The sequence below is a fragment of the Labrenzia sp. PO1 genome (genome assembly GCF_012273635.1).
Classification (GTDB): domain Bacteria; phylum Pseudomonadota; class Alphaproteobacteria; order Rhizobiales; family Stappiaceae; genus Roseibium; species Roseibium algicola.
Map to the genome: position 1 here is coordinate 1,661,084 of NZ_JAAXCR010000001.1, position 11,873 is coordinate 1,672,956.

The 11,873-nt window shown below is 58.8% G+C and carries 10 protein-coding genes; 4 read left to right on the plus strand and 6 right to left on the minus strand.

The annotated features are described in order from the left end of the window. Positions 1-20: 20 nt before the first annotated feature. From HCG46_RS07640 to HCG46_RS07660, 5 genes are all read right to left on the minus strand, one after another. A complete protein-coding gene (locus HCG46_RS07640; protein WP_209009354.1) occupies positions 21-584 on the minus strand; it encodes a TetR/AcrR family transcriptional regulator in 564 nt (187 codons plus the stop codon). Between the two features lie 172 nt (positions 585-756). Next, positions 757-1,656, minus strand: a complete 900-nt coding sequence (locus tag HCG46_RS07645; protein ID WP_023003634.1) for a LysR family transcriptional regulator — start codon at positions 1,654-1,656, stop codon at positions 757-759. A gap of 98 nt (positions 1,657-1,754) precedes the next feature. After that, positions 1,755-2,255, minus strand: a complete 501-nt coding sequence (locus tag HCG46_RS07650) for a DUF2937 family protein (protein ID WP_168685431.1) — start codon at positions 2,253-2,255, stop codon at positions 1,755-1,757. Between the two features lie 36 nt (positions 2,256-2,291). Beyond that, positions 2,292-3,269, minus strand: coding sequence for a WD40 repeat domain-containing protein (locus HCG46_RS07655; protein ID WP_168685433.1), 978 nt, complete (start codon positions 3,267-3,269; stop codon positions 2,292-2,294). A 12-nt stretch (positions 3,270-3,281) separates the two neighbouring features. Beyond that, positions 3,282-4,370, minus strand: a complete 1,089-nt coding sequence (locus HCG46_RS07660; protein ID WP_031270558.1) for a GTP-binding protein — start codon at positions 4,368-4,370, stop codon at positions 3,282-3,284. 230 nt (positions 4,371-4,600) lie between these two features. Between HCG46_RS07660 and HCG46_RS07665 the strand changes: the two genes are divergently transcribed. From HCG46_RS07665 to HCG46_RS07680, 4 genes are all read left to right on the plus strand, one after another. Then, complete coding sequence (locus tag HCG46_RS07665; protein ID WP_168685435.1) at positions 4,601-5,782, plus strand: pyridoxal phosphate-dependent aminotransferase; 1,182 nt, start codon at positions 4,601-4,603, stop codon at positions 5,780-5,782. A gap of 151 nt (positions 5,783-5,933) precedes the next feature. Further along, positions 5,934-8,105 (plus strand): diguanylate cyclase, encoded by a 2,172-nt coding sequence (locus HCG46_RS07670; protein WP_168685442.1) that lies wholly within the window; start codon positions 5,934-5,936, stop codon positions 8,103-8,105. A gap of 274 nt (positions 8,106-8,379) precedes the next feature. Further along, complete coding sequence (locus HCG46_RS07675; RefSeq protein WP_208984754.1) at positions 8,380-8,820, plus strand: universal stress protein; 441 nt, start codon at positions 8,380-8,382, stop codon at positions 8,818-8,820. A gap of 29 nt (positions 8,821-8,849) precedes the next feature. Continuing rightward, a complete protein-coding gene (locus HCG46_RS07680) occupies positions 8,850-10,478 on the plus strand; it encodes a BCCT family transporter (protein ID WP_055661152.1) in 1,629 nt (542 codons plus the stop codon). A gap of 225 nt (positions 10,479-10,703) precedes the next feature. Here HCG46_RS07680 and HCG46_RS07685 read toward each other — a convergent pair whose 3' ends face one another. After that, positions 10,704-11,795, minus strand: coding sequence for a LacI family DNA-binding transcriptional regulator (locus HCG46_RS07685; RefSeq protein ID WP_055661151.1), 1,092 nt, complete (start codon positions 11,793-11,795; stop codon positions 10,704-10,706). Positions 11,796-11,873: the final 78 nt, after the last annotated feature.

Here is an 11,873-nt window from a genome sequence, read left to right on the forward strand (position 1 = left end):
CACCTGATTTAATGCTCAGGTCAGGAAAGCTGGCTTTCGTTGGCTGCCTTGAACATCTGCCTCACAAGGTTCTTCGCGTCCTCAACGGCTCTTTCCCCCATTTCCGCATAACAGGCGGTGACACCTTCATGCAGGAGGTAAAGACGCGAGGCGAAGCTTTCCTGCCCGCTCAATTCGCCGAAGAAACGCAGAAGCTCGCCTTTGTGGCGCTTGACCATCGCCGCTATTTCTGTGCTGCCGGGATTGGCTGCAAGCGCCTGGCGAAACAGACACTCCTTGCCCGCCGTCATGCGCATCCAGCCACCCAGCTTGTCAAACAGCTGAACGGCGGCCTCAAGCCCGGGCGACGTCACACCTTCGCGAACATAGGAGAGATAGCGCCGATGCCGGTATTCAAGGGCGCCCAGCACCATCGCCTCGCGCGAGGGAAAATGACGGTAAAGCGTGCGCATGCTGACACCCGCGCCGGCCCTGAGTTCGGGAACGCTCGGCTCGGCGAAACCCCGGCTCCAGAAAACCTCTTCCAGGCGAGCGGCAATATGTTCCTGCGCGTTTTCCATGAGTAAACCTTGGGATTTATACATCGGCTTTTCAAGGAAAACCTTCACCGAAACTTATTGTAAGTAATTTTCCTTAAATAACCATAGATAGAAATTTACAGATTACGTTCATTTAACCAAGAAAAACGAAACGGAAAATAAAATTCGAAAACGTATTCTCAAAGGAATGGGAAATAGCTGAACCAGCTAAAAAAAATCAGCAGTCGTTTTGACCTGACGAATACCATTCGACCAGAAAATCAACAAAGGCGCGCACCTTTGCGCTCAAGTGCCGGCGGTGCGGATAAACTGCATGAATACCGCGCATCGGCTCCTCATAGGCCTCCAGTAGCGTAACCAGTTTGCCGTCGCGGATATCTTTGGACACAAAAAACAGCGGCGTACGAAGGAAACCAAGGTTACATAATGCCGCTTCGCGCGCCGCGGCAGCGCTGTTGACTTCCAGCGGGCCTTTCACTGCCACCGACGAACGCTCTCCATTCGTGTAGAAGGCCCAGTTCTGCTTGAAGCGGTAGTTCGTATCGATGATGCAAGGCCGTGTGGAAAGATCGGCGGGCACATTCGGCGCCCCATAGGTCTCGATCGCCTCAGGCGTGGCGCACACCACGGTGCGAAAGGGAGCAATCTTGCGGGCGATCAGGCTGGAATCTTCCAGTTGGGTGACCCGGACCGCAAGATCGAAACCTTCTTCCACGAGATCGACGAAGCGGTCTTCCAGCCTGAGGTCCAGATTGATTTCCGGATACTTCACGAGAAAATGCATCATGGCCTGGTTCAGCAGGTCGTCGCCCATCGAACGGGGAGCCGAAACACGCAAACGCCCACGGACTTCCTGGTGCGAGGACTGAACCGAGGCTTGCAGATCATCGATCCGCTGCAGGATTTCGGCGGCTTCCTTGTAATAGGCTTCGCCGACTTCGGTGAGCGACACCTGACGGGTGGTCCTGTTCAACAGACGCACGCCCAGTTCATCTTCCAGCTCGCCGACATATTTCGAGACCAGCGCCTTGGAACGCCCCATTTCACGGGCCGCTGCGGAAAATCCGTTTGAATCGACAACTTGAATGAAGCAGCGCATCCGCGTGATTGCGTCCATCCGGCATCCTTCCCGTTGGGGCCATTCCAGAAACCCTGCTTAGCGTATTTTCCGGCGGCCGGTCAAAGGCTTCGCCAAAGGCCGGCCCGGCGGGGCGTTTAGTGCCGGGCAGGTCTGGTGCGGCGCCCAAGGCGCGCTGCGCCGATCAGCAGGCGCATGACAAGGAGCCCGCCAAGCGCACCGACACCTGCACTGGCAAAGCCGGCCGGCGTAACCGGAACGGCTGGCTCGTAGTCTTCGGCCGTTGCCTGCGCCAGGGTTGGGTCGAAGCCGCGCGCAAAGATGATCATGCGATCCAGCGGCCCGGCCGTTTCAAGCTCTTCCCGCTGCAGTTTCAGCCTGCTCAAGCGGATTTCGGCGTTCAGCATGCTGTCGCCCCGCGCTCTGATAAAGGGATCTTCGGAGGATTTCTGACGTGCTATGGCTTCTGCCGACGTCAGCCCGTAACGCTCGGCGTCACGATTGAAATCGGCCAGAATTTCCTCCAGAGCGTCGATGGCCCCACCAAGTCGCTGGCGATATTGCTGTGTGAACTCCGGCAACTGGGACGTCGCGGTTCCACTCAGCAACATGACAATCAGCATCATGATACGTGCCATCGCGTGTCAGGATCTCCCTTTCCAGGTTACGGCCTGTCAGTCCTGCAGACTGATGATCCCGGCTTCCGCGGTTTCCGTTCCGAAGACCAGCCGAACTCCATCGGCATCCCAGGCCATTGTAGACACCGGCCCCAGGCCCGGGCGCCGCAGCAGTACCTCGGCATTGTCCTCGAACCGGCACATCAGGATCATGCCGTCCTGATAGCCGACAGCAACGACATCCTCCTTCGGGTGGCAGGCAACGGCGCTGACCAGGTTGTCACCCCTTGTGCCCAACTGCAGCGGTGTCTGCCCCATCGGCCCGGTTTTGCCGAAGAACGGCCAGAGGATCGCGGCATTGGCACCGGAGGTCGCCAGATATCGCCCCTTGACCGACCAGCTGAACGATTTGACCTTGGCCGGGTAGCCGGTCATGCGCATGTCCTGGCTGTCCGACAGGCGCCAGCCGTGCAATGCGTTTTCCTGCATGGCGGTAACAACATACTTGCCGTCGGGCGAAAAGCTCACGCCCAGATGCGCGCCATTCCAGCTGAGCTCGACCGGTGCGCCGTCCGTGCCGGCCCACCAAAGCGTCGCTCCGTCGTAGCGCCCGACTGCCAGCCGCATGCCCTTGGGCGCGAAGGCAAGACCGCCGACGGCCCGTTCATGCGCGAATTCCTTTTCGCGCCCGTCCGCGAACCGCACCCAGGCGGTGCGGCCGCTGGCAAAGGCAAGCGCACCGGACGGTCCGGCAGCGATCAGGTCGATCCACTTGCGCGGCCGTTCGGCAACGCATTCGCTCGATCCGTCCGCCGCACTCAGGAAGATGCAGCCGTCGTCACCCGATGTGATCAGCCCCTTGCCGTCGATTGTCGGCTCGGCAGCCAGAAGCCCGGCCTTGTGCGGCTTCAGTTTCGTTTCACCATGTCCGGACAGGACGATGTCGCCTTCTCCGGACGCAAAAAAGGCCGTGTCTTTCAAGTAGCCGGCGCGGACGACGAAGCCGTCCACCTCCACGGGAGCAACTGTCGGCAAGTCTCTTCTTCCTTATTGCGCGGCGCAGGCCTGGAAACTGTCTCTCAGGACATCCCAGTTGAGATCGCGTCCGATGAAGACCAGGCGGCTTTCTCGCGGCTCATCCTCTTTCCAGTCGCGCTGATGATCGCCTTCAACGATCATGTGCACCCCCTGGATGACATAGCGCTGCGGATCCCCCTTGAAGGCAATGATGCCCTTCAGGCGCAGAATGTTTGGGCCTTGAACCTGCGTGACCTGGTTGATCCAGGGAAAGAACATGTTGGGATCAAGGTCGCCTGCCTTCAGGGAAATGCTCTTGACCGAATGGGGATCCTCATCGTGGTGATGATGGTGATGCCCATGTCCATGATCGTGTCCATGGTCATGATGATGGTCGTGGCCGTGATGATGGTGGTCATGGTCGCAGTCCGGACCGCATTCGTCGGCATGATGACCATGCTCGAGGAAATGCGGATCGAGCGACAGGATCCTGTCGAGATCGAACGCACCCCGATCCAGCACCTTGGCGATCTCGATGCCGCAACGCTCGCTACGGTGGAGCACGGCATACGGATTGATCGAACGGATACGCGCCTCGACGGTGGCAAGCTCTTCGCCCGAGACGAGATCGGTCTTGTTGATCAGGATGACGTCGGCAAAGGCGATCTGGTCTTCGGCCTCTTCGGTGTCTTCCAGACGCTGCAGCACGTGGCGGGCATCGACAACGGCCACAACCGCGTCGAGTTTCGCGGCGGCACGCACATCGTCGTCCATGAAGAAGGTCTGTGCGACCGGAGCCGGATCGGCAACGCCGGTGGTTTCGACGATGATCGCGTCAAAGGCATTCTTGCGCTTCATCAGGTTCTGCACAGTGCGGATCAGGTCACCGCGCACGGTGCAGCAGATGCAGCCGTTGTTCATTTCGAAGATTTCTTCGTCGGATTCCACGAGCAGATCGTTATCGATACCGACTTCGCCGAACTCGTTGACGATGACCGCGTAACGCTGACCGTGGTTTTCGGTCAGGATCCGGTTGAGAAGTGTGGTCTTGCCGGCACCCAGATACCCCGTCAAAACGGTAACGGGGATCTGTGCCTGGCTGTCCTGGGTCGCAGTCATTGCGCGCTTTCCTGGCAGAAGATAAAGGGTCGCCCGCCGGTCGGCGGGCCGCTTGGGCGCGAATATAAGCATTTCACCGCCGTATTGGGAGGGCGGTACGGAAATTTCCCTTTTCCCGGCATACCTGTGGACACTCGCCCGAACGCTTTGACCGTTCTTCAGCCTTTTCAAATCCTTGTCCACCGCATTAACGTCGGCTCGAGGAAGCGCGCAAAGGCATGGAGACCAAAATGCTGCACACGATTGGCGGATTTGACCGGATTGGCGAGGAAAACGCATTCGCCGTGCTGGCGCGGGCAACGGAACTTGCCGCACAAGGCCGCGACATCATCAACCTAGGCATCGGTCAGCCGGACTTCAAAACGCCGGATCACATCGTTGAAGCCGCCATCAAGGCCCTGCGCGACGGTCAGCACGGTTACACGCCCGCAACCGGCATTGCCCCGTTGCGCGAAGCAGTCTCCACCGACCTTCTGAAACGTCACGGAGTGGAGACTGACCCGGGCAACATTCTGATTGTTCCCGGTGGCAAGGTCACCATGTTCATGGCCATCTTGATGTTCGGCGAACCGGGAAGTGAAATTCTCTATCCCGATCCGGGCTTCCCGATCTACCGCTCGATGATCGAGTTCACCGGCGCCCGGCCCGTGCCGGTTCCGATCCGCGAGGAAAACGACTTTGCCTTTTCTGCCGAAGAGACGCTGTCGCTGATCACCGACAAGACCCGTCTGCTGATCCTGAATTCGCCGGCGAACCCCACCGGCGGCGTCACCCCCCGCGATGAAATAGAAAAGCTCGTCGCCGGGCTGGAACGCTTCCCTGATGTAGCCGTCATGTCCGACGAAATCTATTCGCAGATGACCTATGATGGCATGGAGCACGTCTCCCTGCTGGGGTTCCCGTCACTGCGCGACAGGCTCATCCTGCTCGACGGCTGGTCGAAGACCTATGCCATGACCGGCTGGCGGATGGGTTTTTCCCTCTGGCCCGAAGGCCTGATCGACAAGGCGCGCAAGCTCGCGGTCAACGCGTGGTCCTGTGTCAACGCCCCCGCCCAGTTCGGCGCTCTTGCAGCGCTTACCGGACCGCAAACCGCAGTGGCGGACATGGTTCGGGAATTCGACGGCCGGCGAAAGGTGACCGTTGACGGCCTGAACGCCATTGAGGGCATTTCCTGCCGCGTTCCGCTTGGTGCCTTTTATGCCTTTCCGAATATCAAGCAGACCGGCTGGAAGGCAAAGGCACTTGCGTCCGCCCTTTTGGAAGAGACCGGCGTCGCGACCATCGGCGGCCCCGACTTCGGTGTATTGGGTGAAGGCTACATCAGATTGTCTTACGCGAATTCCACAGACAACATACGCGATGCGCTGGGACGGATAGAAAAATTCCTGAACGAAAACCGCAAGAACTGAGCACTTGGCATAAATACTGATCGCTAGACCTGACCAAGGTTAACATGCGTATTTTCTTCAAGGAGTCTTCCGTTACGTATCCCTTTTATTAAACTTTTATTGTCTTGAATGACACCGCGGCCCGCACAAAGGTCGGACAATGGGGACGGAAATGACCAAGAACATCACTTTGGATCTTGAACAGACGTTCGGCGATTTGAACGAATGTGTCCTCGTGACCAACCCCGAACGCACCATCGTTTTCGTAAACAACGCTATGTCCAAACTGCTGAAGGTGGATCGCGAAAAGGTCGTCGGCACGACAACGAAACGGTTCTTCGCCGATCCGAACCAGTTTGCCCAGATGGCGGAACTCTACCAATCGCCAACGGATCACCGGAACCGCAAGGCCTATTCAATAGATCTGGCGCTCGAAGACGGGTCGACCGTATCCGTCGAGGTTGTCAGCGCACCGCTGTTCGATACAGATCACACATTGACCGGCATCCTGTTTATCGCGCGGGATCAGGCGGAACGAAAGGCGCTGGAAAGCAAACTGAGCGACATCGCCTTGACGCTTGAAGATGCCCTGGACGCGATTTCGGAAGGCTTCGCACTCTACGACAAGGATGACCGGCTGGTTATCTGCAACGACAATTATCGCGAGATCTATGCCCATTCGGCACCGGCCATGTTCCCCGGCAATCGTTTCGAGGACATCCTGCGGTTCGGCCTGAACCGCAAGCAATACGAGACGGGCGGAAAGACGGACGACGAATGGTTGGCGGAGCGCCTCGATCGGCATCAGGCCGGCGATGGCTCGATCCTGGAGCAAAACCTCAGTGACGGCCGCTGGCTGCGCATTTCGGAAACCCGCACCCGCGCCGGCGGCATCGCCGGCATCCGGTTCGACATCACGGAACTCAAACACGCTCAGGCCAAGGCCGAAAACGCCTACAAGAACCTTTCGCTCATGGCCGACAACATTGTCGCCAGCGTCACCGAGGTCGATCTGGAGGGCAGATGCGTCTTCATCAACAAGACCGCGTGTGACTGGTTTAACGAAAAACCGGAAACTCTCATCGGCACCCGGCTTCGTGACCGCTTGCCCTGGAAGGAACGCGAAGCCGTTCGCACGATCTTCGAGGAAGCGATGAGCGGTGAGAAGGTTTCATCGGAAGTCAGCTTCCATTTTCCCGACGGCATTTTGCGCGAATGCCTGATGAGCTGTAACCCGCGCTTCGGCGATGATGGTGCCGTTGAAGCTATCGTGGTTCTGATATCCGATATAACCGACCGGAAGAAAACGGAACGTACGCTGGCCGACCTTTATGCCATCACCTCGACCCGCGAGCTCGGCCACGAAGACAAGATTGCCGAAATCCTGCGTCTGGGGACCGAACATTTCGAGGTTCCCTTCGGCATTATCAGTCACGTGATTGACGACCACTACACGATCACGCACGCCCAGAGCCCGGAAGGAGAACTCGTTCCGGGCACTTCGTTCCCGTTGCAGGACACCTATTGTCTGTTGACGCTGAGGTCCGAAGAGCCGATCGCGACCGCAAATGCCGCGAGCTCGGAGTTCGCCAGGCATCCCTGCCACGAGATCTTCAAGTTGGAGACGTATATCGGCGCCCCGATTCTCGTGGATGGTGAAGTTCATGGGACAATCAACTTCACCGCCCCGGACGTGCGCAAAAGGGCATTTTCCCCGTCGGATCTTCAGATCGTGCGTCAGTTCGCGGACTGGGTCGGACATGAGATCGCCCGCCAGCGCGATCACCAGGCCCTGATGAACGCCAAGATCAACCTGGAGCGGGTCGCCAGCATCGACGACCTGACCCAGATCCTGAACCGACGCGCTTTCCTGGAACGGGCCAATACCGAAGTGCAACGCTTCCGCCGCACAAAACGCCCCTTCACGGCTGTGATGATGGACATCGACAAGTTCAAGCAGATCAACGATCTGTACGGCCATGCCACCGGCGACGAGGTTTTGAAAAAATTTTCCGATACCGTCAGCAGCGCCCTGCGTGCTGTCGACATCTTCGGCCGGGTTGGCGGCGAAGAGTTCTGCATGATCCTGCACAACGCCGAAATCGAAGATGCCATGCTGGTGTGTGAACGCCTGCGGGTGAAGATTATCGAGGAATGCCAGCTCGACATCGTCAAACAGACGGTCACCTGCAGCATGGGCCTTGCCACCGTCGCCCGCGAGGATCTGGAATTTTCGACCCTCATGCAAAAGGCCGACACGGCGCTTTATGAGGCAAAGGCGACGGGCCGCAACAAATGCGTTGCCCACAAGAGTTCGTATCCGGAACACGCTCCGGCCCTCTGACCGGCCCAGACCGTCTGGCCTGCTCGCGGCCACGTTTGACACGCGATGCCGTAGCGTTTTCCCGGTTTCCCGCGCAAAACTTCGCGCTAATTCAAACCCAACGCGCCAATATGTCGCATCAGGACGTATTCTTGCCGTTCTTTTGACGCCGCCCTCCGTATATGCAACAGTAGTGTAATCGTAGCGGAGCGGGACAAGACGACATTACACTAGAATGCAATACTGAAGCGGACCCTCCGCGCAAGGACCTCTACGGCTTGAATCTTGTATATTCTTGCCTGAACAGATCTTGGAGGGACATTTGTTCACAAAAATACTAGTTCCGATTGACCTCAGTCATGCGGATAAACTTGAAAAAGCCATCGCAACGGGTGCTTATATAGCAAAAACCAATAGTATTCCCGTGGTATTTGCGGCGGTAACTTCAAACACCCCAAGCGCCCTTGCCCACACTCCGGACGAGTTTCGGGAAAAGCTGGCTGCCTACGCTGCCGCAGAAGGGCAGAAACACGGGATCACCGCTACCGGTCATGCCGTTTTCTCTCACGATCCGGCTGTCGACCTGGAAAACGCGATTCTGAAGGCTGTTCACGATACCGGTGCGGATCTCGTGGTCATGGCAACGCACATCCCGCACGTGCCGGATCACTTCTGGCCGTCGAACGGTGGACGCGTCGCGAGCCATGCAGATGTTTCCGTCTTCCTCGTGAGATAACCCGTTTCCCGAACAAAAGGAGCGCTCCCATGAGCGACAATCAAGGCATTCCGGATCCGGAAGGCGCCGCCAATCTCATCGACACCGAATACGAGATTGGCCAGGACAACATCGAAACTTCTGTCGGCCCTTTCAGCCTCGACATCCACAATCCGGTTTTCCTGGTCTCTGGCCTGACCATCGTTGCCTTCGTCTTTCTGACCCTTGCCTTTCAGACCGAAGTCGGCCCGATGTTCGATCATCTGCGCAAGTGGCTGACATCGAACCTCGACTGGTTCTTCATCATCTCCGGCAACGTCTTCGTCCTCGTCTGCCTGGCGCTGATCGTCACACCCCTCGGCAACGTCCGCATCGGCGGCAAGGACGCCGAGCCCGACTATACCTACTTCGGCTGGTTCGCCATGCTGTTCGCCGCCGGCATGGGCATTGGCCTGATGTTCTTCGGCGTTCTGGAACCGGTCTATCACATGGCCTTTTCCGAGCCGATCGGTGTGCCAAAGCCCTTCGACGCCGACGGCAATATCATTCCGGAAAATGTCGCGGCCGCGAAGGCCATGGGCATGGCCGCAACCATCTTCCACTGGGGCCTGCACCCCTGGGCGATCTACGCCGTGGTCGCACTCGCTCTTGCGATCTTCTCCTTCAACAAGGGTCTGCCGCTGACCATGCGCTCGGTATTCTATCCGATCTTCGGTGAGCGCACCTGGGGCTGGCCGGGCCATGTCATCGATATCCTGGCCGTGTTCGCGACCCTTTTCGGTCTCGCGACCTCACTTGGCTTTGGCGCCCAGCAGGCAAATGCGGGTCTCGATTTCGTCTTCGGCATTCCTGTCAGCACCACGGCACAGGTCGTGTTGATCATCGGCATCACCGGCGTTGCGCTGGTCTCGGTTCTGCGTGGTCTCGACGGCGGCGTGAAAGTTCTGTCGGAGATCAACATGCTGATTGCGGCTCTGCTGCTGGTCTTCGTGATTGCCGCTGGTCCGACCGCAACGCTGGTCTCCGACTTCTTCTCCAACATTATTGCCTACGGTAGGGAAATCGTACCGCTGTCGATGCCGTTCGGCCGCGAGGACGACAGCTTCCGCCAGGGTTGGACATCGTTCTACTGGGCCTGGTGGATTTCCTGGTCGCCGTTTGTCGGCATGTTCATTGCACGCGTCAGCCGTGGCCGCACTGTTCGGGAGTTCATCGTCTGCGTCCTGATCATTCCGACCATCGTGTCCGTAATCTGGATGACTGCGTTCGGCGGCACCGCCATCGAACAGGTCCTGGCCAGCAACGACAGCCAGGTGCATGAATACGTGATCGCGAGCTACAGCCCTGAACTGTCGCTGTTCGGCATGCTTGCCGATCTGCCGATGGCATCGATCACCTCGTTCATCGCCATCATTCTGGTCATCGTGTTCTTCGTCACCTCCTCGGACTCCGGCTCTCTGGTGATCGACACGATCACGGCAGGTGGCAAGGTCGATGCTCCGGTGCCGCAGCGCGTGTTCTGGTGCACCTTCGAAGGTCTGGTCGCCATCGCGCTTCTGCTTGGCGGGGGTTTGGGAGCCCTGCAGGCAATGGCGGTCTCGACCGGGTTCCCCTTCACGATCGTGCTGTTGCTGGCCTGCTACGCCATCTTCAAGGGACTGGCGGACGAGCCGCGCTGACCTTAGACAGCAGGAACACCTGGAACGGGCGGCTCTGGCCGCCCGTTTTTGCATCCGAACATGACGAGCCACGTAGCAGTCATCGCGGACAGGCGAAGCGTGAGCCGGATTCAGGGAACCGCCGCCTCGAAATTTTTTGGATTGTTCCAGACCCGCGCGGGGCGAGGGTCGACCGGATGATCCGACGGCCTCTTAAAAGCAGGCGGCAATCGCCAGCCGACTTGTCTAGTCGGCCAGCTTGGGGGCCAGGCGCACGCCGGGAGGCGGCGAGCTTTCACGGATCCGCACATCGGGCTCGATCACGATGGGCGTATTGGGCACGCGGTCACCCGCGATCTGGCGCAGCAGGGTCAGTGCAGCCAACCGTCCGATCTTGTCCGGCTGGGCTGACACCGTCGTCAGCGCGGGCGTACGCGCATCGGCGCCGTCGATATCGTCGTAACCGGTAATCGCCATGTCCGGCCCCGGCTCGATCCCCGCTCGCCGGAACGTGGTCATCATTCCAAGGGCGACGAGATCGTTGAAGCCGACGATGGCTGTGGGGCGATGTTCGGCTTCCAGGATCTTCGGCACTGCAGCCCGGCCATCGGCCTGAGTCATCAGCTCCGGCAGGTCAAGCTGGCTTGCGGGATCGATCCCCGCTTCTTCCAGCGCCTTGCGCCAGCCCGCATTGCGGTAGCGGCCGGTCGAGCTGCCACGGCGACCGCCAACCATGGCGATGTCCTTGTGCCCCTGTTTGATCAGGTGCTTGGTGATCTGATAGGTGCCGGCAAGATCGTCACCGCGTACGCACGGTGCCCAGACCCCCGGAACCTCGCGCGCCACCAGCGTCACGGGTATCCCCTGGTCCACCAGCCTGTTGATCTCTTCGGCCGAAGTTCCGACCGAAGGACACAGGATCAATCCGTCCGCGCGGTGCTGCAACAGCGTGTTGACGAACGCACGCTGGCGTTTGACGTCGTCACGGTGGTTGCAGATGAAGATCATCTGCCCCTGCTCTTCCAGAACATCCTCAAGCGCAGAAAAGACTTCGGCGAAGTAAGGGTTCAGGATGTCATGAACGGCAACGCCCACAATCTGGCTGCGGGCGGTTCTGAGAGAAGCCGCCGACCGGTTGTAGATATATCCGATCTCCTCCGCGGTCTGCTTGACCTTCGCCCTGGTTTCCTCGGCAACAAGCGGACTGTCCCGAAGCGCCAGCGACACGGTTGCCGTGGAAATACCGAGCTGGTCGGCAATGTGCCCGAGAGTGAGCCTTTTACCAGGCTTTTGCGGAAATTCCGGCTGGGAGGGAGGGGAACCGTTGTCTTCAGACATTCCTATTTCTCAATAACCGCAGCGGCGTTGGGAGAGACCGTTATAGCCCTCTCCCCTCTGGGTAAACAGGTTTTTCTG

Excerpts from the sequence above, each read along its gene's own strand:
- HCG46_RS07640 (WP_209009354.1), bottom strand. The coding sequence starts at position 584 with ATGTATAAATCCCAAGGTTTACTCATGGAAAACGCGCAGGAACATATT.
- HCG46_RS07645 (WP_023003634.1), bottom strand. The coding sequence starts at position 1,656 with ATGGACGCAATCACGCGGATGCGCTGCTTCATTCAAGTTGTCGATTCA.
- HCG46_RS07650 (WP_168685431.1), bottom strand. The coding sequence starts at position 2,255 with ATGGCACGTATCATGATGCTGATTGTCATGTTGCTGAGTGGAACCGCG.
- HCG46_RS07660 (WP_031270558.1), bottom strand. The coding sequence starts at position 4,370 with ATGACTGCGACCCAGGACAGCCAGGCACAGATCCCCGTTACCGTTTTG.
- HCG46_RS07665 (WP_168685435.1), top strand. The coding sequence starts at position 4,601 with ATGCTGCACACGATTGGCGGATTTGACCGGATTGGCGAGGAAAACGCA.
- HCG46_RS07670 (WP_168685442.1), top strand. The coding sequence starts at position 5,934 with ATGACCAAGAACATCACTTTGGATCTTGAACAGACGTTCGGCGATTTG.
- HCG46_RS07680 (WP_055661152.1), top strand. The coding sequence starts at position 8,850 with ATGAGCGACAATCAAGGCATTCCGGATCCGGAAGGCGCCGCCAATCTC.
- HCG46_RS07685 (WP_055661151.1), bottom strand. The coding sequence starts at position 11,795 with ATGTCTGAAGACAACGGTTCCCCTCCCTCCCAGCCGGAATTTCCGCAA.